30 protein-coding genes are annotated in these 25,757 nt (G+C 38.0%); 8 read left to right on the top strand and 22 right to left on the bottom strand.

Annotated elements, in window-relative coordinates; all coding sequences use genetic code 11:
- Positions 1-26: 26 nt before the first annotated feature.
- A complete protein-coding gene (locus ACFWDE_RS06425) occupies positions 27-338 on the top strand; it encodes a PepSY domain-containing protein (RefSeq protein ID WP_002145337.1) in 312 nt (103 codons plus the stop codon).
- Between the two features lie 175 nt (positions 339-513).
- Here ACFWDE_RS06425 and ACFWDE_RS06420 read toward each other — a convergent pair whose 3' ends face one another.
- Together ACFWDE_RS06420 and trmB are read right to left on the bottom strand one after the other, a co-directional pair.
- Positions 514-1,368, bottom strand: a complete 855-nt coding sequence (locus tag ACFWDE_RS06420) for a YtnP family quorum-quenching lactonase (protein WP_377890861.1) — start codon at positions 1,366-1,368, stop codon at positions 514-516.
- A 70-nt stretch (positions 1,369-1,438) separates the two neighbouring features.
- Complete coding sequence (gene trmB / locus ACFWDE_RS06415) at positions 1,439-2,092, bottom strand: tRNA (guanosine(46)-N7)-methyltransferase TrmB (RefSeq protein ID WP_377890859.1); 654 nt, start codon at positions 2,090-2,092, stop codon at positions 1,439-1,441.
- Between the two features lie 232 nt (positions 2,093-2,324).
- Here trmB and ACFWDE_RS06410 point away from each other — a divergent pair, with 232 nt between their 5' ends.
- Positions 2,325-2,603, top strand: coding sequence for a YtzH-like family protein (locus ACFWDE_RS06410; protein WP_002112336.1), 279 nt, complete (start codon positions 2,325-2,327; stop codon positions 2,601-2,603).
- Between the two features lie 3 nt (positions 2,604-2,606).
- Here the strand turns inward: ACFWDE_RS06410 and ACFWDE_RS06405 are convergent, their stop codons facing one another.
- The 4 genes from ACFWDE_RS06405 to pepV all read right to left on the bottom strand — a co-directional run bounded on the left by ACFWDE_RS06405 (position 2,607) and on the right by pepV (position 7,985).
- On the bottom strand, positions 2,607-3,404 hold the full coding sequence (locus ACFWDE_RS06405) for a phosphotransferase family protein (protein ID WP_002145333.1): 798 nt from the start codon (positions 3,402-3,404) through the stop codon (positions 2,607-2,609).
- A gap of 246 nt (positions 3,405-3,650) precedes the next feature.
- Positions 3,651-5,792 carry a type I pullulanase gene (pulA, locus tag ACFWDE_RS06400; protein ID WP_377890856.1) on the bottom strand — a complete coding sequence of 714 codons (2,142 nt, stop codon included), beginning with the start codon at positions 5,790-5,792 and terminating at the stop codon, positions 3,651-3,653.
- 137 nt (positions 5,793-5,929) lie between these two features.
- The gene (thpR, locus tag ACFWDE_RS06395) at positions 5,930-6,475 is read right to left on the bottom strand and encodes an RNA 2',3'-cyclic phosphodiesterase (RefSeq protein WP_377890854.1); all 546 of its coding nucleotides are present in this window, start codon (positions 6,473-6,475) and stop codon (positions 5,930-5,932) included.
- A gap of 103 nt (positions 6,476-6,578) precedes the next feature.
- Positions 6,579-7,985: a dipeptidase PepV gene (gene pepV / locus ACFWDE_RS06390; RefSeq protein WP_377890852.1), complete on the bottom strand. Its 1,407-nt coding sequence runs from the start codon at positions 7,983-7,985 to the stop codon at positions 6,579-6,581.
- Positions 7,986-8,342: 357 nt separating this feature from the next.
- On the opposite strand from pepV, the gene ACFWDE_RS06385 reads away from it, so the two are divergent.
- A complete protein-coding gene (locus ACFWDE_RS06385) occupies positions 8,343-8,564 on the top strand; it encodes a DeoR family transcriptional regulator (RefSeq protein ID WP_000805512.1) in 222 nt (73 codons plus the stop codon).
- An 82-nt stretch (positions 8,565-8,646) separates the two neighbouring features.
- Here the strand turns inward: ACFWDE_RS06385 and ACFWDE_RS06380 are convergent, their stop codons facing one another.
- On the bottom strand, positions 8,647-9,375 hold the full coding sequence (locus ACFWDE_RS06380; protein ID WP_377890850.1) for a pseudouridine synthase: 729 nt from the start codon (positions 9,373-9,375) through the stop codon (positions 8,647-8,649).
- A 41-nt stretch (positions 9,376-9,416) separates the two neighbouring features.
- Positions 9,417-11,069 carry a putative polysaccharide biosynthesis protein gene (locus tag ACFWDE_RS06375; protein ID WP_002112344.1) on the bottom strand — a complete coding sequence of 551 codons (1,653 nt, stop codon included), beginning with the start codon at positions 11,067-11,069 and terminating at the stop codon, positions 9,417-9,419.
- Between the two features lie 282 nt (positions 11,070-11,351).
- Here ACFWDE_RS06375 and ACFWDE_RS06370 point away from each other — a divergent pair, with 282 nt between their 5' ends.
- Together ACFWDE_RS06370 and ACFWDE_RS06365 are read left to right on the top strand one after the other, a co-directional pair.
- Positions 11,352-12,623, top strand: a complete 1,272-nt coding sequence (locus ACFWDE_RS06370; protein WP_377890848.1) for a BaiN/RdsA family NAD(P)/FAD-dependent oxidoreductase — start codon at positions 11,352-11,354, stop codon at positions 12,621-12,623.
- Between the two features lie 212 nt (positions 12,624-12,835).
- On the top strand, positions 12,836-14,278 hold the full coding sequence (locus ACFWDE_RS06365) for an MDR family MFS transporter (RefSeq protein ID WP_377890846.1): 1,443 nt from the start codon (positions 12,836-12,838) through the stop codon (positions 14,276-14,278).
- 46 nt (positions 14,279-14,324) lie between these two features.
- Here the strand turns inward: ACFWDE_RS06365 and ACFWDE_RS06360 are convergent, their stop codons facing one another.
- Both ACFWDE_RS06360 and ACFWDE_RS06355 read right to left on the bottom strand, forming a co-directional pair.
- On the bottom strand, positions 14,325-14,648 hold the full coding sequence (locus ACFWDE_RS06360) for an ArsR/SmtB family transcription factor (protein WP_377890844.1): 324 nt from the start codon (positions 14,646-14,648) through the stop codon (positions 14,325-14,327).
- A complete protein-coding gene (locus ACFWDE_RS06355; RefSeq protein WP_002160182.1) occupies positions 14,649-15,077 on the bottom strand; it encodes an SRPBCC family protein in 429 nt (142 codons plus the stop codon).
- A gap of 423 nt (positions 15,078-15,500) precedes the next feature.
- Here ACFWDE_RS06355 and ACFWDE_RS06350 point away from each other — a divergent pair, with 423 nt between their 5' ends.
- Complete coding sequence (locus ACFWDE_RS06350; protein ID WP_215569305.1) at positions 15,501-15,728, top strand: DUF3973 domain-containing protein; 228 nt, start codon at positions 15,501-15,503, stop codon at positions 15,726-15,728.
- A 33-nt stretch (positions 15,729-15,761) separates the two neighbouring features.
- On the opposite strand, the gene ACFWDE_RS06345 is transcribed toward ACFWDE_RS06350, so the two are convergent.
- Together ACFWDE_RS06345 and ACFWDE_RS06340 are read right to left on the bottom strand one after the other, a co-directional pair.
- Positions 15,762-15,944 (bottom strand): sporulation protein Cse60, encoded by a 183-nt coding sequence (locus tag ACFWDE_RS06345; protein WP_002160180.1) that lies wholly within the window; start codon positions 15,942-15,944, stop codon positions 15,762-15,764.
- Between the two features lies 1 nt (position 15,945).
- On the bottom strand, positions 15,946-16,182 hold the full coding sequence (locus ACFWDE_RS06340; protein ID WP_002089059.1) for a DUF2553 family protein: 237 nt from the start codon (positions 16,180-16,182) through the stop codon (positions 15,946-15,948).
- Between the two features lie 265 nt (positions 16,183-16,447).
- Between ACFWDE_RS06340 and ACFWDE_RS06335 the strand changes: the two genes are divergently transcribed.
- A complete protein-coding gene (locus ACFWDE_RS06335; RefSeq protein ID WP_087963297.1) occupies positions 16,448-16,942 on the top strand; it encodes a CarD family transcriptional regulator in 495 nt (164 codons plus the stop codon).
- 74 nt (positions 16,943-17,016) lie between these two features.
- On the opposite strand, the gene ACFWDE_RS06330 is transcribed toward ACFWDE_RS06335, so the two are convergent.
- From ACFWDE_RS06330 to ACFWDE_RS06300, 7 genes are all read right to left on the bottom strand, one after another.
- On the bottom strand, positions 17,017-17,802 hold the full coding sequence (locus ACFWDE_RS06330) for a glucose 1-dehydrogenase (RefSeq protein ID WP_377890840.1): 786 nt from the start codon (positions 17,800-17,802) through the stop codon (positions 17,017-17,019).
- Between the two features lie 13 nt (positions 17,803-17,815).
- Entirely contained in the window at positions 17,816-18,673 is an 858-nt protein-coding gene (gene glcU / locus ACFWDE_RS06325) for a glucose uptake protein GlcU (RefSeq protein WP_377890838.1), read from the bottom strand.
- Between the two features lie 33 nt (positions 18,674-18,706).
- Positions 18,707-19,129 (bottom strand): DUF3888 domain-containing protein, encoded by a 423-nt coding sequence (locus ACFWDE_RS06320; RefSeq protein ID WP_002145316.1) that lies wholly within the window; start codon positions 19,127-19,129, stop codon positions 18,707-18,709.
- Between the two features lie 99 nt (positions 19,130-19,228).
- Positions 19,229-19,462, bottom strand: coding sequence for a molybdopterin converting factor subunit 1 (gene moaD, locus ACFWDE_RS06315; protein WP_002145315.1), 234 nt, complete (start codon positions 19,460-19,462; stop codon positions 19,229-19,231).
- Between the two features lie 2 nt (positions 19,463-19,464).
- Positions 19,465-19,929, bottom strand: a complete 465-nt coding sequence (moaE, locus tag ACFWDE_RS06310) for a molybdopterin synthase catalytic subunit MoaE (protein ID WP_377890835.1) — start codon at positions 19,927-19,929, stop codon at positions 19,465-19,467.
- On the bottom strand, positions 19,926-20,447 hold the full coding sequence (gene mobB / locus ACFWDE_RS06305; protein ID WP_219920579.1) for a molybdopterin-guanine dinucleotide biosynthesis protein B: 522 nt from the start codon (positions 20,445-20,447) through the stop codon (positions 19,926-19,928). The genes moaE and mobB overlap by 4 nt, the downstream gene beginning before the upstream one ends.
- Positions 20,411-21,700: a molybdopterin molybdotransferase MoeA gene (locus ACFWDE_RS06300; RefSeq protein ID WP_377890832.1), complete on the bottom strand. Its 1,290-nt coding sequence runs from the start codon at positions 21,698-21,700 to the stop codon at positions 20,411-20,413. The genes mobB and ACFWDE_RS06300 overlap by 37 nt, the downstream gene beginning before the upstream one ends.
- Positions 21,701-21,783: 83 nt before the next feature.
- Here ACFWDE_RS06300 and moaC point away from each other — a divergent pair, with 83 nt between their 5' ends.
- Positions 21,784-22,269, top strand: a complete 486-nt coding sequence (gene moaC, locus ACFWDE_RS06295) for a cyclic pyranopterin monophosphate synthase MoaC (RefSeq protein ID WP_377890830.1) — start codon at positions 21,784-21,786, stop codon at positions 22,267-22,269.
- Between the two features lie 42 nt (positions 22,270-22,311).
- Here the strand turns inward: moaC and ACFWDE_RS06290 are convergent, their stop codons facing one another.
- From ACFWDE_RS06290 to ACFWDE_RS06280, 3 genes are all read right to left on the bottom strand, one after another.
- Positions 22,312-23,325 carry a molybdopterin-synthase adenylyltransferase MoeB gene (locus tag ACFWDE_RS06290; protein WP_377890828.1) on the bottom strand — a complete coding sequence of 338 codons (1,014 nt, stop codon included), beginning with the start codon at positions 23,323-23,325 and terminating at the stop codon, positions 22,312-22,314.
- Between the two features lie 16 nt (positions 23,326-23,341).
- A complete protein-coding gene (gene moaA / locus ACFWDE_RS06285) occupies positions 23,342-24,355 on the bottom strand; it encodes a GTP 3',8-cyclase MoaA (protein ID WP_316280407.1) in 1,014 nt (337 codons plus the stop codon).
- A 129-nt stretch (positions 24,356-24,484) separates the two neighbouring features.
- Positions 24,485-25,757, bottom strand: a 1,273-nt coding sequence (locus tag ACFWDE_RS06280) for a BclA C-terminal domain-containing protein (RefSeq protein ID WP_377890826.1), incomplete at its 5' end; no start/stop codon positions are given.

Raw genomic sequence — 25,757 nt, 5'->3', positions numbered from 1 at the left:
TTATTTTACAGAATTGAGGTGAATATATGAGCTGGAAAGGTTTAGTCACAGGTCTTGGCGTTGGGTTCGCAGCTGGTTATTTCGTTGCAAACAAAGTACAAGAACAATCCCATATTTCTTCAGAAAAAGCATTGAAAATGGTGAAACAAGCATTAAGTCATAAAGGTGAAATTACTGGCTCTTGGGTACATATGGTTCCAGAGACATTTGAAAAATATGATGTCGCGTACGAAGTTTATCGCGGCGGTCTTACAACGATGTTAGATGATATACAAGAACGATTTGAATTTTTAGTTGATGCTAAAACAGGTACTGTCTTAGAAGTTATAGCAGCATAAAAAGGAGGTTTCCCGTTAGGTGAACCTCTTTTTTTTTTAAAAATCGCCGATAGTAATTAAAATTATATCGGCGATTTTTTAAATATATCGATTTACCGACAAAATCTGATAATAATATCGATCAATAATAAGAGGCGGCTGTTCCAACAAATATTTTTGAACAATCTCCTCTTTTTTAAGCTTCTACACTCGTTTTTCTCTCTATTTTTTCTACAATATGCCCTTCCTCATTCCACTTCACCGCACGATAATATGCGTCATGATAAAACGTAAACCACGCCTCTTTTTCAGCACCATATTCCATCCACTTTTGCTTATTTTCAATTGATGTCATCGGATAATCATCATAGGCCATTACCCATAGTACATTTTGATGTGCGTGCGTCGGCAATAGATCCGCTAAGTGAAGCATCGTTTCACCTTGACTTTCCAAAGCGATAACTGCATGTCCATCACTATGACCGCCCGTATGCGCCATTTTTATTTCATCTGTAATGTCTAATTCTTGTTGGAACGTAACAACTTGATCTACAATTGGCTCCCAATTTCCCTTCCAATATGTATTACGTGATCTAATATTAGGGTTCCTCATCTCATTCCATTCTGTTTCACTTACGTAAATTTTCGCATTCGGAAACGCCGGCACAAGTTGGTCACCTTCCCATTTTGTTAAACCAGATGCATGGTCAAAATGGAGATGTGTCATTAAGACGTAATGAATATCTTCAGTCTGCAGTCCCAGTTTTTCTAAAGATTCCATAACTGATGATTCTTCTGTTACACCTTGATTCCGCTTCATTTTCTCATTCAATTTACCGTTCCCTATCCCTGAATCAATAAGCATGTTTCCTTCTTTCGTTTGCAAGAGTAACGGATCTGTTCGCAAATAAATATGATTTGTATCATTATGTTTATATTTACGTGACCAAAGTACTTTTGGCACAACTCCAAACATCGCGCCTCCATCTAAATGTGTATTCCCACCTTTTAGCCACGTCACTTTTATATTTCCAATTTGTAACTGTTCCATATCCCATCCCCCTTTTTTATTTAATTTTAACATAATATTCCGATTATTTTTCATATAAAAAACCTATGCATTACTGCATAGGCTCCGTACGATATTTTGCTTCAACTCGGTAAATACGATGACCTTTACTAGAGAATTTCTCTTCGTATTCTGTCATAATGTTTCCTTCATAATCACTATTATGAAGATCTAGGCTAAGGTAAGTTAATAACATACCATACTCAGCCATACTCATAAGAGAATATTCAAATAAGCTTTGGTTATCAGTTTTGAAATGAATTTCTCCGCCATCTACTAGCACTTCTTCATAATTGCGTAAAAATGCTTTATACGTTAAACGACGCTTCGTATGACGATTCTTCGGCCATGGATCTGAGAAGTTTAAATAAACGCGGTCAATTTCACCTTTCGCAAAGAAAACTGTTAAATCTTCAGCATCTTTATTAATTAACTTTAAGTTCGGTACTTCTTCTTCAATTAATTTATCAAGTGCATCTACAACAACACTTGTGAATTTTTCAATTCCAATATAGTTTATATGTGGATTTGCTTTTGCCATATCATACATAAAGCGTCCACGTCCTGTACCTACTTCAATATGAATCGGCTGTTCATTTCCAAATATTTCTTTCCAGTTACCAGCGCTCTCCTCTGGGTTTCCAATTACGATATGTGAATACTCATTAATTCGATCCATTGCATAAGGCTTATGTCTTAAACGCATAGATGTCTCCCTCTCTTTACAAAACTATTTTAAAGGAAAAATTCCTTCTTTCTGTTTTAATCAATCTATCAAACAAAAAACCAAGTACGTACGAGCACTCGGTCCGTTTCTTTCAAGTATAAGATGTACCATTTTGATAAAAACTACATAAAGCATTAAACATTCCATGACGAAACAGCTTTTTCTCTTACATTTCTAGGGAGAGAAAAACACTCGAAAGGATGAACCGTTCATGCCAATTAATCAACAGCATCAATTAGAAGTGTTAAAAGATATTTTAATCAATCATCAAAGTGATTGCTGCGGGACAGTTTCTGAATGCGAGCAATTAGAGCGCCTCATTCAATCGTTACTCGCAAACGATAGTATAAGTAGTGACGCTAAAGCAATGCTAAACGATGTATATTCTTATAGTCAATCGGGTAAATCTTCCTCTAATTTGGACAACCATATTTCCAATAATCAAGAACAACTTACTCAGTGGATTGCTGGAATGGACAATTTTTCTTAAGTATTATTCTGAAGCAAGTAGTTGCTGTAAATATTGGTGCCAATATTTCGCTTCTGCTTGCTGCTTTTTTGTTGTGTGCCATTGAATAGATAAAATCGTTTGTGCTATCACATACCATCTCATACGCCTAAGCAATGATTCATCTAGTTCAACCTCATAATATCCGAGCCACTCACTCCATTCATGGCGCGGAACATACCAATATAATAACATACCAAGATCTAAAGCTGGGTCAGCAATAACAGCTCCATCCCAATCAATTAAAAACAATTCATCTTCATCCGACAATATCCAATTGTTATGGTTTACATCACAATGACATACAACGAATTCATTGTACTCAACATCTTTTAATGACTCCGTTAAATATTGAAGACCTTGCTGAATTGTTTCATCAACTCTTATATCTCCTCTTAAAACGAGCTGTAATTGTTGTAATAACTCTTGCGCATGAAGCGGCTGCTTTCCTAGCCTTTGAATCATCTGCACAAGCGCTTTAGAGGAGTGTATTTTCTTCAAAAGTTTCGCAACACGTTCTAGTTTCATATCCTCTTGCTCTAACTTCTGTCCCGGAAGCCATTTTTGAGCAGAAATTACATCACCGTTCGTTACCCTTCTTGTCCAAAGTAATTTTGGAACAATTCCTTCTGCTGACAATACCGCTAAAAAGGGCGATGTATTCCGCTTTAAAAATAACTTTTGTTGTCCGTTTTGCGCAATATATGCATCGCCCGTTACTCCACCAGCCGGTATAAGACTCCACTCTTTTCCTAATAATTGTTCCAACCATTCCATATTCATTACCCGTTAACAAATCCTTATCTTTTATAGTTATGAAAAGAAAAACCGCAACATTTCTACACATGTTGTGGATTCATATATTTTACTGTATTTGAATGAAAAAAACTTAGCATAAGCCGAAAACAGGATAAATCACCTGTTCTTCTAGTTTATTTTACAAAATCACTCATAGAATGACAACTTATCAAAATCGTCACCTTTGTCAATTCTACATTTATTATATTCTCATCGTCAAGTAGCGATTTGTCACATTATCGCCAATATATACGTGCTAGTTGGAGCCATTTGAAGTTCCTTTCCTCTAAATGAAGAAATTGGCTGTGTTTTTGCTTGCTTTTCGTTTACTAATATATGCCACTTGTCTTCTTTTGGGAGCTGAACTATTTCATTCTGCAAACCGCTATTGAATAGCACAACAATCTCTTTCCACGGTCCGAAAGATTCTACATCTCGCAAATGGTATGCAAGTGCTTCTTTTGATGTTTGCAAAAAAGTCATATGCTTTTTTATAAGGTCAGCGCTTTTTAATCGGAATGCCCCATGCTCCTTCCGAATCGCAATTAAACCTTTTATATAGTTAACTGTCTCCATCTCTTTTTCTTTTTGATCCCAATCTAATCGATTGATTTCATCATTTGCATTATAACTATTTTCATTTCCTTGCTTCGTACGATAAAACTCTTGCCCCGCATGTAAGAAAGGAATCCCTTGTGAAAGAATAACCATTGCAGTTGCTAAGCGATGACGCCTTTTCAAAATTCCTTCTGATTCTGGATTACTTTGCACTAGTTTATCCCACATCGTCATATTGTCATGACATTCTACATAGTTAATGCTTTGCATTGGCTCTAGGAACAATCCTGTTTCTTTCATACTTAAAAGGCTACCAGCTACTATATACTGCAAATGATTACAGTCTACATGCCCACCAAATGCAAAGCCACGTTTATTTATATTAAAAGCACTTCCTTTTACTCCATCACGAAATTGATCATTAAACTGTGCGATACATGGCATTTTATTCGCATTATTTAACGTCGCTTTCTCTTCAAGAGGAAGCGGTGTTTGTAAATCCCATCCTTCACCTAATAACAGCGCATCCTGCTTTATTTTTCGCACTTCTTTTTCTAACGCATTCATCGTTTCAACATCTGAAATCCCCATTAAATCAAATCGGAATCCATCAACATTGTATTCAGTAAGCCAATATAAAACAGATTCTATAATAAATTTCCTCATCATTCTCCGTTCAGATGCTATATCATTTCCAACTCCCGTCCCATTAGAAGGCATACCATCTTCCCCATGACGAAAATAATATCCCGGGACAAGCTTCTCAAATGATGATAATTCTCTTTCATAAACATGATTATATACAACATCTATAATCACCCTGATGCCGTGATCATGAAATGTTTCAATTAGTTGTTTACACTCTACTATCCTGTTATATGGATCAGAAAGGTTTGTAACATAAAATCCTGTTGGTATATTGTAATATAATGGATTATATCCCCAATTATATGCGGAAGCAGGATTCACTTCATCTATACCACCAAAACAATGTAAAGGTAATAGTTCAACATGTGTAACGCCTAAATCTTTTATATGAGACAATCCTGTTAATGTCCCATTTCGTCCCGTTGTCTCTTCTTCCATCAATCCTTTATATGTTCCCTTTTTATTCACTCCACTGTTTGGATGAATAGTAGCGTCACGAATATGCAGTTCATACAATATGGCATCTGTCATTGACTGTAATGGTGATAATTCCTCTCGTTTTGTTACATTCGTCTTTTCCAAATCGATAACAACGCCGTATTTCCCATTTACAGTCACTGACTTTGCGTAAGGATCAACCGCTTCATTCCATATTAAATTAATACAAACAAGGAATGTATATCGTGCTCCATCATGATCACCTTGTAATGTATGAATCCACACTCCGTTTTCTTCTCTGTACATTTCATAATCAATATATTCTTTATCACTTTTATAAATCCGTACTTTCGCAAGCCTTGCGGTCGGAGCCCATACTTTAAATATTGTTTCTTCTTTTTTATACACAGCACCTAAGTCGGTACCTTCGTAATAATATTTTTCATCGAAAACTACTGTTCGAATCACAGCGCCTATTTGTAAATCTGTTTCTTCATTCCGTTCATCCCGTACTGTATAATACTTCCCCACATCTAGCGGCTCTTCTATAAAACATTCATACTTCGTTGCATCTGAAAGAGCAATAGTATGAACAATCGGTAACTCTTTCACATTGCTTCCTTCTTGTAAACGAAATGTCCGGCTTGTTCCATACGCATGCGGGAGCAAAATTGTAATTTTATTCATTTCATCTAAATAGGCATCAAATGGACGTTTTACTTTCAACATAAAAAATCACCATCATTCTTAAAGTTAAAATGAAACGAGCTGCAAATGATAAGGCTTTTCTTATCCGCGAAGCTCTATACAGTAACACATTATTCCCTATAGTATATTCACCTGTATAAAAAACGTTTTCACACATTCTATTTTTGTAATTTTATTTCGGCAACTGTTCTATACTTTGGCGTTTCCTTAACGTGAGATTCATACAAAGTAATCGCATCTACTCGAAATGATGTTACGGGTAAATCTTTTACATTTGTCAGATCAAATACTTTTTCTCCTACCCATTTACGAGCAACAGTAATATGTGGATGATAAGGACGTGTCTCTAGAGAGAAACCATTTTCTTCACAAATTGTATGCACTTGTTTTTGCAACTGAACCAAATCATTATTCTCACTTACCTTCGCCCAAAAAATACGCGGCTCTTCTTCTAGGCCAAACGTTGAAAACCCTTGTAACGTGAACGATAGTTCTTTTGTTTCTGTAAGTATTTGTAATCCATTCTTTATTCCTTCTAATTGTTCCTGCGCCGCACTTCCTAAAAATGAAAGTGTAATATGATAGTCTTCTTCATGTACCCACGAGCGAAATGGTAATTCATCCTTCATTTCCTCTTTATAATTAGAGAGCACTTCTTTTATATGACGTGGTAAAGTTACTGCGACAAAATAATGCGGCACCATCTACATCGTCTCCTTTATGTTATTGTTGCTTTTCTTTCTTATCTCATTCAGCTAAAAAGAATCCGCCCTCTAAAGTAGAGAGCGGTTATTATTTACATATCTTTTATTTCGCTAATTCATGAATTGCTTGCGCATAAATCGCTGTTGCTTTTAATAAATCTTCAATTTCAATGTACTCGTCTTTTTGATGCGCAAGTTCTTCTTTTCCAGGGAATAGCGGGCCAAATGCAACGCCAGCTTTCAATGAACGAGCATACGTACCACCGCCAATTGCTAACAATTCAGCTTTTTCACCAGTTTGTTCTTCATATACGCGTTGCAAAGTACGAATTAACGTATGATCTTTGTCAACGTGATGCGGGCGAGAGTTAGAATAATCCGCTACTTCAAATCCATGAGTACCAACATATTCTTTTAACTTTGCAATCGTTTCTTCAAAGTTAGTCGTAACTGGATAGCGTACATTTAATCCTAAATTACCACCGTTTTCTTGCGAATAAGACAGGCGACCAACATTCACCGTTAACGGGCCGCTAATATCGTCTTTATAAGAAATACCAGCTTTATCTCCAAGAATATCACCTGTAAATGTTTCTGTTACAAACGATGCAAATGAAGCCCCTTTTCCATCAAGAGAAACTGTCGTTAAGAAGTTTGCCAATAATAAACCTGCATTTTCTCCCTTTTCTGGAGTAGATCCATGAGCTGAAATCCCTTTGATTTGCAACGTCACCGTATTTCCTTCTACAATTGCTTTACCTATTTTTTTAGCAGTTTGTAAATACTCTTCATATGCTACTGTAAGTGCATTTACATCTTCTCCTGTAATAACTGCTTCTGCACAATCAGGAACCATATTTAAACGACGACCTGACTCAAATGAAATAAGCTTAAATGCACCGTCTTTCTCTTCGCCACCATTTTGCACAACTTGTATGTCAGAAATTCCTTTTTCCGCATTAATAATTGGAAAATCTGCATCCGGCGCAAAACCGATTGTTGGCATTTCTTCATTTTTAAAATAATGATCTACACACTTCCAATTGCTTTCCTCATCTGTTCCTAAAATCATACGAACACGTTTTGAAAGAGGTAAGCCTAATTCTTTAACGATTTTCATCGCATAATAAGCTGCCATCGTCGGCCCTTTATCATCAATTGCACCGCGTGCAAAAATCTTCCCGTCGCGAATATCTGCACTATACGCAGGAGTTGTCCAGCCATCTCCTTCTGGTACAACATCAACGTGACAAAGAATACCTACTAATTCTTCTCCTTGTCCCATTTCAAGATGACCTGCATATCCTTCTAAATTTTTAGAAGTGAAACCTTCTGCTTCTCCTTTATGTAACATGAAAGATAAGGCTTTTTCTACACCTTCACCAAATGGCGCGCCCTCTTTCGCAGATTCTTCTTCCCATACACTTTTAATTTGCAAAAATTGTTGTGTATCACGAATTAAATCATCTTTTCGTTTTGTAACTTCTTCTGTCCAATTAATCGTTGACATCACGCATCCATCCTTCACTATATTGTCTCTTTCATCATAGCAAACGAAAATCTCTTATGCCATACATGAAAACCTAATAACGAACAATTGTAATTTTTCAGATATTTCTTATTAGTTTTTCTTTTATTTTCTCAAAAAAATTTGCAGGAATTTGGCGTTTTACGTAGAAATTTATGAGTTAGTTGACTGACTAAATATACAATGTCAACTACCAATATTTTTCTATATGAATATTTGTTAAACTTTTGTAAAATTTAAGTAGATTAAAGCATGAATTTTATCATGTAGAGTACAATGGTAGTAACGACCTTCTTTCCTGAATGGGGTCAAAAAAACTAGTAGAGGAGCGGTTTTCTCTTGAAACCTACAACTACTCGTATGCTAACACGCATTAAATCAATTTATATGTACATCAATGAAAACGGTACGGTAACAACGAAAGACCTTGTAGATGAGTTCGGGATCACACCGCGAACGATACAACGTGATCTAAATGTGTTGCAGTTTAATGAACTCGTGTATAGCCCTTGCCGCGGCAAGTGGACAACGACAGGAAAGAAAGTGAGAATGACCTCATAATAAAAAATAATTGTATGTAAATAAATACATACCCCTTTCTAACTCATTAGAAAGGGGTCTTTTCTATGCTCTGAAATTGGCGTTACTTTTCGTTATCTACTTGATACGTCTTTAACATTTCTACTTCTTCATCTGTTAATTCACGATATTGCCCAAGTTCTAGCTCTTCATCTAACATTAAAGGTCCCATCTCTGTTCTCTTTAAATACACTACTTTTTTCCCTACCGCTTCAAACATACGCTTCACTTGATGGAATTTTCCTTCTGTAATAACAAGCTCAATTTCGGAAATATCATCACTTTTTAAAATTGTAAGTTCGCCTGGCTTCGTTTCATAGCCATCTTCTAAAATAACACCTTTAGCGAATTCTATTACATCCTCTTCCGTTACAACGCCTGAAATGTGTGCATAATATTTTTTCGGCACATGCTTTTTCGGAGATAATAGTTGATGCGTTAACTTCCCATCATTTGTGATTAATAAGAAACCTTCTGTATCAATATCGAGCCTTCCAACAGGGAATGGATCGAAAATCGCATCTTCTAATTCTAATAAATCTATTACTGTTTCGTGGTTATCATCTTCTGTCGCTGAAATAACACCTTGTGGTTTATGCATCATTAAATAAACAAACTCTTTATATTCAACAACTTCACCGTGAATCATAACCTCTTGCTCTTCTATATTCACATGAAACTTCGCATCTTTCACTGGCGTTCCATCAATTTTCACAACGCCGTCTTTCAGTAATTTCTTTACTTCTTTTCTACTTCCGTGTCCCATATTCGCTAATAATTTATCTAATCTCATGTTCTTCACCTTCTTTATTTATCATAGAAAAGGGGACGTATTTACGCCCCTTTTGATTTCAACTTTATTTTGAATCTACTACCAAGTTTACGCTGGATTTTCTCTAAAGCTTCTCCGCCAAATACTCTTTCTAGTACTCCCGTGCGAATCGCTAACAATCCGTAAACAAGACCACCAATACCTGCACAAATCGCAACTGTAATAAGAGCACCAATACGGCCATCAGGCGAAATCATGAAGGATAGAAGCCATTGTGATAGTTTTACAGCAATAACCATTACAAGTGTTAATACTGCAATTTGGAATGTTCTCTTATATACAACACCAAATGAATAGTGTGCGTGTTTTTTGATTTGTCTATTCGTATACCATACGGAAGCTAAGAAACCGACTGCAGTAGCTAAAATCGCCCCAACTGTACCGAAATAACGAATAAAGATTACGTTACATACAAATTTCAAAATAACACCCATCACAAGCGCAATAACCGCATGTTTCTGCTTGTTAATCCCTTGCAAGATAGCTGCTGTTACTGTGAATAAAGCGAATAACAATGCAACTGGTGCATACCACATTAATACTTGTCCACCTAGTGGATCTGAATCGTAGAAAGCAGTGTAAATTGGATATGCAAGTGTAGAAATGCCGATAACTGCTGGCAATGTTAAAAACATATTCGCCTGGAATGTTTGTGTAATTTGTAATTTCAAATAACGGTATTGCTTTTCAGTAAACGACTTTGTAATCGCTGGTACGAGCGTTAAACTAAACGCTGTTGCAAGTGATACCGGAATCATAATTAATTTATGCGTCCACATCGTGAAAATACCAAGTGCCCGCTCTGCGATATCTCCTTGACCAATCGCCTGCATAATAGAGTTAAATGTCAATGTATCAATTTGTTGATATAAAGGAATTGTTAATCCAATTACAACGTAAGGAATTGCATATGCAAACAACTCTTTAAACAATTGAGCGGTACTTACCGTTGATTCTGGTACAGTTTGCTCAATTAAATATTGATCCAAATATTTTTTACGTTTTAACCAGTACCAAATTAATACGCCAAGTGCTCCAACTGCTGAAACGAATGCAGCGAATGTCGCAACCCCAACTGCCGTTGCTACTGTACCGCCAAGTACTTTAATAACGATGAAACTACCCGCTAATAAAAAGACGATACGAATAATTTGCTCAATAATTTGTGAAACCGTAGTCGGTCCCATCGATTGGTGGCCTTGGAAATAACCACGAATCAAACTTGCTGCCGGCACAACAATAAGCGCAAAACTTACGAGGCGAATAATCGTCGTAACTTCTTCTATCTTATTTTGTAAACTTTGTTTACCAAGCATTGCTTCTGCAAATAATGGTGCGGTCATGTACAGTACTAAGAAGGAAAGAACTCCTGTTACTATCATCATAACCATTCCCGAGCGGAACATTCTCCGGCTCGTTTTATAATCTCCAAGTGCATTATATTTGGAAACAAACTTCGAAACAGCAAGCGGCACCCCTGCCGTTGCGATACTTAAAAATATCGTATATGGAATGTATCCATATGTATAGAGCGTTCCGCCTTCTGTGCCTACTAATGCATGAAACGGAAAGACGTAAATCATGCCTAAGAACTTTACTAAAAATGTCCCTAACGTCACAATAAGCGTTCCGCGCAGAAATTTTGAATCGGACATACAAAAATCCTCCTACATCTACATAAAGTGAAACTATAATTAGTGGGAGACTCTCCTCCTACTAACCATTCGAGCATTTACAGGCCGCTTTAACTCCCCTTTACTTCTCTTAAATCTTAAGGTAGTAGTCTTATTGCCCATAAATAGCAGGATAATGCTGAACTCTAACTTTTGTATTGTACCACAATTCTCCTCTTAAGCAGTACTTCACTCTATTTTTCTTTTAAGGGAAAACATGCTATTCTTTTAGGCAGGAAATGTAGAAAATGAGGTCGATATATTATGCATTATGATGTTATTGTCATCGGCGGCGGTCCTTCAGGGCTAATGGCTGCAATCGGTGCTGCTGAAGAAGGCGCAAGCGTCTTACTTCTTGATAAAGGAAATAAACTAGGACGTAAACTCGCGATTTCTGGTGGTGGTCGTTGTAACGTAACGAACCGTCTACCACTTGATGAAATCGTTAAACATATACCTGGAAATGGTCGCTTCTTATACAGTGCTTTTTCTATTTTCAGTAATGAAGATATTATTACATTCTTCGAAAATCTCGGTGTAAAACTGAAAGAAGAGGATCATGGCCGCATGTTCCCAGTATCAAATAAAGCGCAATCTGTTGTAGATGCACTGTTAACACGATTAAAAGACTTAGGTGTGAAAATACGTACGAATACGCCTGTTGAAACGATTGAATATGAAAACGGTCAAACGAAGGCTGTTGTTCTGCAAACAGGTGAAGTGTTAGAAACGAATCACGTCGTTATCGCTGTTGGCGGAAAATCTGTTCCTCAAACTGGTTCTACTGGAGACGGATACGCTTGGGCTGAAAAAGCTGGGCATACAATTACAGAACTTTTCCCAACAGAAGTACCAATTCTTTCAAACGAACCGTTTATTCGTGACCGCACATTACAAGGTCTTGCTTTACGAGATGTAAACTTAAGTGTATTAAACCCGAAAGGAAAAGTTATCATTTCTCATAAAATGGACATGCTTTTCACTCACTTCGGTCTATCTGGTCCTGCTGCTCTTCGCTGTAGCCAATTCGTTGTGAAAGCGATGAAAAAGTTTAAAACGAACACAGTGCACATGAGTATCGATGCATTGCCAGAAGAAAATAGTGAGCAACTGTTCCAGCGCATGCTGAAACAAATGAAAGAAGATCCGAAAAAAGGAATTAAAAACGTTTTAAAAGGCTATGTTCCTGAGCGTTACTTCCTATTCTTATTAGAAAAAAATGAAATTGACGGTAGCGAACAAGCTGGACAAGTTTCTCACGAGAAGATTCGTGCACTTGTGAAAGACTTTAAAGAATTTACCGTCCATGTAAATGGTACGCAGTCCATTGAAAAAGCATTCGTTACTGGCGGAGGGGTCTCCGTTAAAGAAATTAACCCGAAAGAAATGGCTTCGAAATTCACGAATGGTTTATACTTCTGCGGAGAAGTTCTTGATATTCACGGTTATACTGGCGGCTATAACATTACATCCGCCCTTGTTACTGGTCGAATTGCCGGAACAACAGCAGGACAAAATGCGAAAATGCAATACTAAAAAAAGAAACAGGGACTCCTGTTTCTTTTTTAGTATGTTGAAATAGCAAAGCAGTACACGAAATTATATTGGCGATACTTTAAATATATCGACCGTTTCTTCAAAAATATCCCTTCCTCCTAACTTCCCATTGCTTTTTTGTTGCTTTATATACCTTAGTACCTTTATATTTTATATTGTTGAATATTCGAAAAAGGGTAAGGGGAAAACAAATGAGAAAAAAAGTCATGATGTCTTTAATGCTAATGACGTTTCTTTCTGCGGTAGAAGGAACGATTGTTAGTACAGCGATCCCTCGTATAACGAGTGATTTGTCAGGCGTCGAACTTGTTAGTTGGGTATATGCAATCTATATGCTTGCAACAGCTGTTTCGACTCCAATATACGGAAAGCTAGCTGATTTATTCGGCCGTAAAAAAGTTCTGCTCATCGGAGCAACAATCTTCTTAATCGGTTCTGCACTTTGCGGAGTCGTTACATCAATGGAACAATTAATCTTCTTCCGTGCTCTTCAAGGTATAGGGGCTGGTGCGGTTATGCCGATCACAATGACGATTATTGGAGATCTATATAGCGAAGCGAAAGACCGCGCGAAAGCACAAGGCTGGATGAGTGCCGTTTGGGGAGTATCTGGTGTTATTGGGCCGTTAGTAGGTGGATTTTTAGTTGATTCTCTTTCTTGGCGCTATATTTTCTTCTTAAACGTTCCTTTTGGAATTATCGCTTGCTTAATGTTTGCCACTTCTTATAAGGAATCTGTTAAGTCCGCAGCTAAGCAACATATCGACTACCTTGGTGCAACAGTCTTCTCATTAAGTACAATCGCTCTGCTATACGCATTATTAACAGGTAGCAGTAAGCAAAACTGGGGAGACATTTCAATTATCGGCCTATTAATCTTTGCCGCTGTTTCATTCATTATTTTCTTATACATCGAGAAAAAGTCTCCGGAACCATTAATTCCGCTAGCACTTTTCTCTAATCGTACATTATCTACAATAAACATACTAACACTTATTGCTGGCGCAATGATTATTAGTATTACAGTGTATCTTCCAATTTGGAGCCAAGGTGTTTTAGGAAAAAATGCGACAGAGGCTGGACTCATTTTAATGCCGATTCCTGTTATGTGGACATTCGGTGCGATGTTCTCCGGTAACTTAGTTGGCAAGTTACAAACGAAACAAATTATTTTACTTGGAGCTAGCATTTTATCAGTTGCTACTTTCTTATTATTTACATTATCAACAGATTCACCATCATTCCTTATTTATGTTGCAGTCGGATTATTCGGCTTAGGAATGGGGCTTGTTACACCAATTTATATGGTAACAATTCAAGCAGCTGTACCGACCCATACGCGCGGAACGGCAGTTGGTTTAAACACATTTATTAATACATTTAGTCAAACATTAGGTGCTGCAATATTCGGAACGATCTTCAATACAATGATTCACGCACGTGGTATTAAAAACCTTGATCTTGTATCTTCTGGTGGACACGGCGGAACTACAGCAACTGTAGCAACTGAATCACAATCCGCATTAGCAGCAAGTGTACACGTTATTTATATGAGTACTTTCGTATTAGCGGTATTTACATTAATTATCGCTTGGATTTTATTAAAGCCAGCTACACAAACCAGTGAGCAATAATAAAGAGGATGACCATTTTATTTTGGTCATCCTCTTTGCATAAAATCTATTCTTCATTCTCCACAATATGTTTAAGCACGGACAATTTATTATCCCAAAATCGTTCATAGTACGAGAGCCACTGCTGTAATTCCTCTAATGGTTCTGGATGCAAACGATATATCTTCTCTCTTCCGCTTTTTCTTCCGCTTACTAAATTCGCTTCGGAAAGTATATGAAGGTGCTTTACAACAGCAGTACGACTCATCGGAAAATGATTCGTTATTTTTGAAATTGGTAACTCTTTATCACTTAATAACCGTAACACTTCTCGGCGGGTTGGATCAGCAATTGCTTGAAATACATCATATTTCGCTGCTGACGAAGACATTTAACCTTCAACAACCTTTTTCAGTTTTTCATTTACAATCGCTACCCAGCCGCCATTCATTCTATCGCGAATAATAGAGCTCTTCGCATTCGCTTTCGGAAGAATTTCATCAGGATGTTTCCAGCCGCCGTGAATTAACGTGAATTCTGTTTTATCTCCTAAGTCTTTCAAAATGAATGAAACAATCCAACCATCTGTATCCCATGAGAAAGATAAATGATTTGGTTCATCAATCTCTAACACTTTACATGGTGATGGTCCAAAAGGTGATTGCACATGAAACTCATGTCCTACCTCTAATTCGAAATCATTTGGCATAAACCATGACGCAATTCCTTCTGCAGTTGATACTACATTCCATACTTTTTGAATAGGCGCGTCAAAAACGATTGTTTGTTTAATATCATTTAATGTATTTTGTTGTTCCATTTTATATCTCCTTTATTCGGCATTAAAACATAACACCTTTTGGTTGTATTTAAATAATATAACACCTTTTAGTTTCATGTCAACGCTGATTCTTTTCACCGTTGAGAAATTCTCAACATTTTTTCAACAGGACAAACACCCTCTCGGCATTTCCTCATAATATACTCACAAAGGCAATAAAAAATAAAAACTTCTCTCAACATGAAACTCCATCATTCATATTGAGCGAGGTGCCTAACTTATCTCACCTGTACTTCGTCTCTCCTCCTTCCCTCGGGGACAATACGCGAGATATGTAAAATCAGAAGGAATATGCCCACCATTTTGGGTAGGTAGTTATTTCTCTTCTCCTCAACATTTCCTTAGAAGCGAAATGACTACCCACTCACTTTTTTAACCAACAACGAAAAGGGGATGAAAGCTATGTTCTACTGCATTAACTGTTCTGAAATTCACCACAAAAAACACCCGAATGATAAAGTTTTCAAAAACGGTTTTTATATTGATCCATTTTTAGGTGATCGTTATCACCTCGGTATGTGTACTGATGCTCAGGAGCATGAAACAGAAGAAGTTCTTTTAACGACAAAGAAAATCGACGCAACACAATCTATTATGAATATTTTACCGACACATGTTGTCCCAACGTAAAGCATAAAAAAGAGCTGGCTCCCCAGCTCTTTTTTATGCTTTATAAACAATCATCGCTGAAAAACAATAAATTTGATTTTCATCATCGTTAATTGAAACACCAACTTGATACTTTATATCTACAAAATTTCCATCATCAATTTTTTTCAAAAATACATTTACAGATTCTTCCAAGTCTTTTTCATGACTTTCATCAAACACTTTCACACGAATCATGTTAACACCATCCTAGATCGCAGCCCTCCGCCGCTTGTTTATTGCCACGGTGCGTATCTATGATGCGATAAAACTTTCCATCTTCATATATATATCCGTCTTCTAACACATATTGTTTATCTTCAGTATAGACATAAAACTTACCTATCATAAACTTACTCGTATATAATTCCAAATAATCTTGCCTAAATTTAGCTACAACTTTATTTGTAATATCAATTCTAATTGTGCGCCCCACCTTCTCTCCCTCCCTTGCAAAGAACGGATTTAGGTATATTGTATTAGCGATTTTATATTTTATGCTTAAAAATAAGTGGATATGCCTTCTTTCTGTGCCTGTACTATTTTTCTAAAAAAATCCCCTCTACTTATTCAACTTATAAGAGCAAAAAAACACATAAAAAAACGACTTTTATATGTTGACTACAGTATATCATATATGATATTATATAAAATTTGACATTTTTATCCTCGTATGTTATCATTAAAAATGGTTACCACATATGGAGGTGGATGATTTGTTTCAAATTGGTGATAAAATCGTTTATCCAATGCACGGTGCAGGAATCATCGAAGCAATTGAAGAAAAAGAAATATTAGGCAATACGCGTCAATATTGTGTTATACGCATCATTAGTAAAGATATGCAAGTAATGCTTCCGATAGATCAATTACACAAATCGGGTATACGTTATATCGTCGATAAAGGTACGTTAGATGGTATACTTCTTGAATTTCATCATGGGGAATCAGACCCCTCACTCTCTTGGAAACAAAGATATACAATGAATATGGAAAAAATGAAGAACGGCAATCTTCAAGATAGTGCAGAAGTTGTTCGTGATTTACTTCGTCGCAATAAAGAAAGAGCATTAAATGCGAGCGAAAAACAAATGCTAGATAATGCGCGTAAAATGGTTATTAGTGAAGTTGCGCTCGTACAGAATGTTTCAGAACATCAAGCAACAGAATTTCTTCAAGATACAATCAATCATTAATTTTAAAAATAGCCGACCGCTATTTTTTTTTGCGTAAAAAAGGCCAAAGAGTTAAATCTCTTTGGCCTTTCATATTACCCACGCCCCGCTTGAAACGATGGGTATAAAGTCATTCCACCATCTGCAAATAACGTAATTCCGGTTACGTAGCTTGCCTCTGCTGAAGCGAGCCACGTTGCTACTGCTGCGATTTCTTCAGGTTTTCCAATGTAGCCCATCGGTATCATACTTTCTACGTCAGCACGCTGCTTTGGATCAGCAAACTTTTCAGCGTTGATTGGCGTATTAATTGCACCAGGACCAATATTATTTACTCGAATACCTTTTGGTGCATATTCTAATGCTAACGTTTCTGTCATTAACTTAATCCCACCCTTACTCGCTGCATAATGAACAAATAATGGCCACGGGATTTTCTCATGAACACTAGACATATTAATAACCGAGCCTTTAATATCGTGTTCTACAAAATATTTGATCGCTTCACGACTTCCTAAAAAAGCGCCTGTTAAATTTGTATGAATTACTTTATTCCAATCCTCTAACGGCATTTCATGCGATGGTACCGCATTTTCTATCCCTGCATTATTAATCATAACGTCGAGCGTACCAAATTCTTTTACAGCAGATTGAATCAAATTTATAACATCTGATTCAACCGTAACATCACCTTTTACAGCAATCGCTGCTCCGCCTACTTTTTTAATTTCTTCTAATACATCATTCGCTTCTGACTCTCTTGAGCGATAGTTAATAACCACTTTCGCTTTTTCCTTAGCAAACCTTACTCCCATCGCTCTTCCGAGACCAGTTGCTGATCCTGTAATAACGACGACTTTCCCTTCTAAATCACTATACATTTCAATACCTCCCTTAACCTTTCGCAATGCCTAACATAATTCCAGCTGCAATAATAAAAACGATACCAATAACAATCCCAATTAATTGACGCCTTGTTTTCTTTTCACCTAATATAAGAATCCCGCCAAGCGTAGAAATAATAATTCCCATTTGAGAAAGGGAAAAGCTTGTCGCGACCCCAACTCGCGGTTGCGAAATGAATAAAAACATATTTCCCGCTGCCCAAATTAATCCCGGAAGAATATTTCGAATCGCATATTTATTGAATGGATGATGTTTAAATGTAAGTAAAATCCCGCCTAACACCATACCGACCGCTTGTGGTAATAAAGCCGACCAACCGTTCACGTTAAATAACCGGATAACTACTACGTAAACTAAATAACCGACTGTTGAAATTAATAAAATAATAATTCCTTTTTTGAAATTTCTTGCTTGCTCTGCATTCTTCTCTTCTTTACTTTGAAGCGATGTTAAAATAACCCCGATAATAATACAAACGAGCGCCAAAACTCCAAGGACGACCGATATCGTCGTTGACCATTCATGAAACACGATAACCCCAAATAATGTTGTCGCGACTAATTGAAGCCCTGTTGAAATCGGCATCGTTCTGGAAACACCCATTAAATCAATACTTTTTAATTGATTCGCTTGACCAAGTGCCCAAAATAAGCCGGATACAATTCCAACTCCAATAACGGTCGGAGTTAATACCGGCTTCATAAAAATATAAACAACAATTGAGAAGATAAGTGCACCGAACGTTGTACCGAGCGTTTGACTATACGGTCCCCCGCCCAGTTTCACGTTAAATAGCACAATACTCCCCCAAAATATAGCTGGTAAAATCGCTAAAAGTATATCCATCGCTCATTACCTTTCTCTACAAAATGTCATAGGTTACCGCTCTAAATCATTAGAGTGAGCTTTTATTTTTTCGTTTTTTCGTGCACAAATCTTTTCTACAATAGCGCCAGAAACATTCTTTTCTCGCTCCACTTTCTTTATCTTTACGTGATCTAAATTATCTTCCAAAGTAAGTGTAACTTTATCATTCGGCGGATTATGTGCACCTTGAAACGTAAGAAATTGTAGCGTAATTTCAAATCTAGGAACGAACTCATCTTTCTTACCGAGACGTTTTATATTTATAACTGAATCACATTCATATTGATCTTCCGTTGCTTGCCTAATAACTGAATAGTACCTATTCAGTAACGCACTTTCTAAAAGCTGTTCCGTCGATTCTTTGGCAAAAGAATTACTTGGAGAAAAGAAAAAAACAGAACATATCATTGAAATCATTACACATATCTTTTTCATAACTTCCTCCTTTTCCTATAAGATAGTGTTCTCCAAAATGCCATAAAAAAACGACTTTCCCTATTTAGGAAAGTCGTTTTTTATAGCAAAAATCCAATATTAACCACCGCTCACTGGTGGTATCAACGCAACAACATCACCAGATTGTATCGTATCATCTTCGTTCGCGTACTCTTCATTAATTGCAACCATAATTGGTGCTGACACTGGTACATTATATTCTTTCGCAACAATATCTTTCAATTGTGCAACCGTAATATTTTCTTTCTCTATTTGTAATTCACTCGTCCCTGCTTCTTCTTGCAAGTTCGCAAATAACAATACTCGAATCATATTTATAACCCCTTCCCAGGCTCTCCTGCTGGATATGGTGTTTTTTCTAATTGGTCACCAATCCATGAGTCACCATCTTCCCAAAACTCCTTTTTCCAAATCGGAACAATTTGCTTAATACGCTCCATAATATATTCATTCGCTTCATAAGCCTCTTTGCGATGAGGCGTTGATACAGCCACAACAACCGCTATATCAGAAATTTGCAGCGTGCCGATGCGATGTGTAATTGCAACATGTGTACCGGGCCACTTCTCCTTCACTTCTGACCCAATTTTCTGTAGCATCTTTTCTGCCATCGTCTTATAAGCTACATACTCTAAGTATAGTGTACGACGCCCTTTCGTAAACTCCCTAACTGTTCCGATAAATGTTGTGACAGCACCACATTCACGGCGAACTACTTTCTTTGCCACCTCTTCAATCGAGATTTCTGTATCAATTACTTCATAATACGTATTTATCATTTTGCACCCCTAACCGTTTGTAAAAACCAGTCTATATACAATTTTTCTTCTGTTATATGAAATACTTTATATTCTTCTCGTACATTTGACGGAGCATCATACCACGTAATAACCGCCGCTATATTTTCTACCTTATGTAAAAGTTCAGCGTCTTCTGCAGAACGAAGTAACACTATTTTTGGATATTCCTCAGCTTTATAGCCCTCTATTAAAATCGTATCCACTTCAAAAAATTCGTACAAGCGAATAATTTCTTGCAAGGACCATTCATCTCGTAAAGAGGACAGAGATAGTAATCCAGCGCCTTCTACACTACTTACTACAGCACCAGCTTTTCGGTGTCTTTCACTATCTTTTTGCGCTACTTCAGGAAAGCCCCCGTGACCATGATGTTTAATTGTAGCAACCTTTATTTCTCTTTCAGCTAATGCATGTACCATCTTCTCTACAAGTGTTGTTTTCCCGCTATTTTGATACCCTACTATTTGTAAGATTGAAGAGGCTTTGCCCACGGCCAATCACTTCCCTCAGAGCATTCTAACAATAATACAGACACTTTCATTCCTGCTTCAAATCCTCTCGTCCCTCCAGGCAGCACGATAAAAGCATTTGCATCCGCAAGTGAAGAGACCGCACTCGACTTATCTAAACCGACCGGGGCCACTTGTAGTGCCCCATTAACAATGCTCGCTTTCGCTCTTACAAAACGAGTAAACGGATTTGGTTTCGGAAAATCTTTTTGCAAAATAGCGTCTGTCCTATATATGTGAGGTTCCTTCGCATGCAAATACGTTTTCATAATTGGATACACAAATAATTCGAAACCTACATAACAAGCTGACGGATTACCTGATAAACCGAAGAGTAGCTTTCCATCAACTTCAGCTACTGTCGTTACACTCCCCGGTCTCATCGCTATTTTATTAAAGAGTACATTCGCCTGTAGCCTTTCATAAATAGCTGGTAAATAGTCGTAATCCCCTACTGAAACACCGCCCGTTGTAATTAAAATATCAACCTCATCCATCGCTGATTTAACAGCTGTAAAACATGCATCTAACTCATCTGCAAGTTGTCCATAGTAACGCACTTTTCCGCCAGCTTTCATAATTTGAGCGGCAATCATATAAGAGTTACTATTTCTAATTTTCCCTGGCTCTAACGCCTCATGCACTTCTAGTAATTCGCTTCCTGTCGTTACAATACCGACAACAGGCTGTTTTACAACTTTCACAGTGCTATATCCAAACGTCGCTAATAATGCGGAAACACCTGGATTGATTACAACACCTTTCTTAACAAGGACATGATTTTGTTTTATATCTTCTCCTTTAAATGACACATTGTCACCGTTTTGGAAAGGGCGTTTCAACTTCATATATGTACTTTCTTTCCTCTCGCATCCTTCCGTCAGTTCTAGCATTACGACTGCATTGCAATCTTCTGGAATAGCTGCTCCTGTCATAATACGAACCGCCTGAAAAGCCCCTACTTCTTCTGTAAAAACAGAACCTGCTCCGATCTCTCCTATTACTTCAAATTCAACCGGATGCTCTTGACTTGCGTCTTTCGTATCTTCTGCTCGAATTGCGAAACCATCGTAAGGAGAACGATCAAAGTGAGGAACGTCGTGATCTGAGACAACATCCTCCCCAAGAATCCTCCCGTAACTTTCTGTAATAGAAACTTCTTCTACTTCACCATGCTTAGCGTATTTCATAACCCGTTCTACTGCCTCAGCAACTTGAATCGGGATTCGTTTTTCTACCATTGTTTCTCACCTCATATTTGCAAAATATCTAATCTCGATTACACTTTATATATTAAATCGCAATTACTTCAAGGAGGAATTCCATGTCTTCATTCACACATTTCAACGACCAAGGACGCGCTAAAATGGTTGATATAAGTGACAAAAAAATAACCGTTCGAACAGCAATAGCACGCTCTAGCATTCTCGTTGCGAAAGAAATTTTTGATAAAATCTCACACAACGAAATTGGTAAAGGTGACGTATTGGCCGTCGCACAAATCGCAGGCATTATGGCTGCAAAACGTACTTCTGATATTATCCCAATGTGCCATCCTTTATTATTAAAAGGTGTTGACGTCTCTTTCGATTGGAAACAGTCAGAAGAACAATATCGACTACTTATTGAAGTAAAAGTTAAAACAGAAGGTAGTACCGGCGTTGAGATGGAAGCTTTAACAGCTGCTTCCGCTACCGCCCTTACTGTATATGACATGTGTAAAGCCGTTGATAAGGGTATGATTATTGGCGAAACGTACTTACTTGAAAAAACGGGCGGAAAAAATGGAGATTATATTAGAAATTCTTAATCCTACCTTTTCCATTTGAACCTAAAGGATTCCCCTTTAGGTTCAACCTATATATCTTGTATATAGTCGTTTCGCAACATTCATATCATTTGTACCATGAATAAACGCCCTGCCATCTGTAAATAAAACAAAACGATATTCTTCCACTGGAAATGATAATAAATACGGCGTTGCTTTTACATCCACACTTTTTTGTAAGCGCTTTTTAATTTCTTCTAAATTAAAACCCTGACGCACACCTGGACGGATTTGAACTGTATTTCGCCCACATAATACTTCTGTTTTCGTTTGTGCTTCAAATGTTAAACTCGGATATGTACGTAATTTTCCACAAGATAAACATGTATCCTTTTTCTGCCTATTCACTTTAAATGCCATCTGTTGATTATTCCAAAGATCAAATGATAGCATCGTTTCACGAAGTGCCTCAAAATCTTCTACTAATATTTTCAAGGCTTCCGTTATTTGATGTGCAACTACTAATTGCACTGCTGGCTGTATAATACCGGCCGTATCACATGTCGCTCCGCTCGCCGGATGTTCCATTAAACATCGAAAACACGGCGTTTTCCCTGGCAAGATTGTATAAGTTACTCCGTAACTTCCAACGCATCCTCCGTATATCCACGGAACCTTATACATCTGAGATATGTCATTAATAAGAAGGCGCGTTTCAAAATTATCTGTCGCATCTAATATTAAATCTACCCCTTTAATTAACTCTTCCATTTCTTGCACCGTTACATCAGTCACAACCGGTACAATTTCTACTTCGGAATTAATTGCCTTTAAATGTTCTGCTGCCGCAATTGCTTTCGGCTTATAATGCTTTGCATCTTCTTCTGTATATAATTGTTGCCTTTGTAAATTACTCCATTCTACATAATCACGATCAGCAATTGTTATTTTTCCTACACCTGCTCTAACAATTGCTTCTGCATTCGCTGCTCCAAGCGCACCAGCACCGATGACGAGCACGTGCTTCCTTCTTATTTTCCGTTGCCCTTCTTCCCCAACACCAGAAAATAACATTTGTCTTGAATATCGCTCTTGCATACGACATCCCCCTTTCTTATCCTCCTATATAAGACATTTCAATTTTCGGACGATTTTTCGCACTTTCTTCGGTCCGTTCATCTGAATATCGATCTTTTCTATTCTCCCATACATCTTGTATAGCTTTTAATAACTCATTATCTGAAAGGTTTTCCCTCAGAAGTTTCCTTAAATCCATTCCTTCTGTCGCAAACAAGCAAGTATAAAACTTTCCATCTGCTGAAATTCTTGCTCTCGTACAAGAAGAACAAAATGACTCAGAAACAGAGGTAATAAAACCAACCTCTACATTCGTTCCAACGTATCGATACCGCTTCGCAACCTCACCAAAATAATGAGCTTCAGCCGGCTCAATTGGATATACTCGATGAATTATGTCAATCAATTCTCGTTTCGTAATAACTTGATCAAAATTCCACCCATTCGTACTGCCAACATCCATAAACTCAATAAATCTAAGTGAAATTCCTTGTTCTTTGAAATACGCAGCCATCGGAAGTACTTGATGATCATTCATCCCTTTTTTCACAACCATATTTACCTTCACTTCAAGGCCTGCTTCTTTCGCTGCCATAATTCCTTTTAACACTGGCTTCGTATTCATATTCCGGCCATTAATTGCACGGAATACATTATCATCTATCGCATCCAAACTAACATTTACTCGGTGTAACCCAGCTTCTTTTAACGCCTTCGCTTGTTTCGTTAAATGAATCGCATTTGTCGTTAATCCTAGATCTACTAAACCGTCAATTTTCACGAGACGTTCGATAAGTTTTGTTAAGTCCTTACGGAGCAATGGCTCACCGCCAGTAAGTCTAATTTTCCGTACACCGATGCTAACAAATACTTTTGCTAATCGCTCGATTTCATCAAATGTCAGTAAAAACTCATCTTTCAAAAAAGCATAATCAGGACCAAACACTTCCGCTGGCATACAATACGTACACCGTAAATTACAACGATCAATGACAGAGATGCGCAAATCTTGAAGTGGGCGTCCGAAAAAATCTTTAACCTTCTCCTGCATCGCCACTCTCCCTTTCTGCCAAACTTATATCTATCTTCATTCTATTATAATATATTTTCGAACTGCGATGTTTTTGCTCAAACAAATAAAAAGCCTTGAAGCATAAAAGCTTCAAGGCTCCCTTTTTTATTAACTTAAGCGAATAATTGTTAATACCGCTCCTGGTGTAGTCGTTGACAATGTCGCAATAGCAATTAAACCAAATAATTGTAAACTTATAGTCGCTCCTGCTGGAATATTTGAAATAACCGTAGCACTAAAAGCAGTTGTAGCTATTGCTGGTGAATTAACAGTTCCAGACAAAGCAGTTCCATTAACAATAATTTGCGAACTTACTAATAGCGAAGCAGTTATATTAATTGTATATGAAATATAGTAATTGCCTGCATTTGCAACTGTAAATACCGTATTAGCACCATTTACCGTAATTCCCGGTCCAATATTTTGGTTATTTGGTAAAGGAACATTCGTCCCCCCTAAAAGAACCGATATAGCTGTTCCAGATGTATTATTAGCAAAAGCATACGTAGCCGTTGTACTAACTCCAGTCGTTCCCGTACTCCCTGTTGACCCGGTGCCTCCTGTTGGTCCCGTACTTCCTGTCGGGCCTGTGCTTCCCGTTGCTCCCGTGTTTCCCGTTGGACCCGTACTTCCTGTGACTCCCGTATTTCCTGTCGGACCCGTCGCTCCCGTACTTCCCGTACTTCCCGTACTTCCCGTTGCTCCTGTACTTCCCGTCGCTCCCGTACTTCCCGTTGCTCCTGTACTTCCCGTTGCTCCTGTACTTCCCGTCGGACCTGTGCTTCCCGTCGCTCCCGTGTTTCCTGTTGGTCCCGTACTTCCCGTTGGGCCGGTGCTTCCCGTCGCTCCTGTGCTTCCCGTTGCTCCCGTACTTCCGGTTACTCCTGTACTTCCGGTTACTCCTGTATTTCCGGTCGGACCTGTCACTCCTGTCGGTCCCGTACTTCCCGTTGCTCCTGTACTTCCCGTCGGACCTGTGCTTCCCGTCGGACCTGTGCTTCCCGTCGCTCCCGTACTTCCGGTTACTCCTGTACTTCCGGTTACTCCTGTATTTCCGGTCGGACCTGTCACTCCTGTCGGTCCCGTACTTCCCGTGGCTCCTGTACTTCCCGTCGGACCTGTGCTTCCTGTGGCTCCTGTATTTCCAGTTACTCCCGTACTTCCGGTTGCTCCTGTATTTCCGGTCGGACCTGTGACTCCTGTTGGGCCTGTATTTCCAGTTGCTCCCGTGCTTCCTGTCGCTCCTGTATTTCCAGTCGGACCTGTATCTCCCGTACTTCCGGTTGCTCCTGTATTTCCGGTCGGACCTGTGACTCCTGTTGGGCCTGTATTTCCAGTTGCTCCCGTGCTTCCTGTCGCTCCTGTATTTCCAGTCGGACCT

The sequence above is a fragment of the Bacillus sp. NPDC060175 genome (genome assembly GCF_042728695.1).
Taxonomy (GTDB): domain Bacteria; phylum Bacillota; class Bacilli; order Bacillales; family Bacillaceae_G; genus Bacillus_A.
This window is presented reverse-complemented; position numbering and strand designations above follow the sequence as displayed.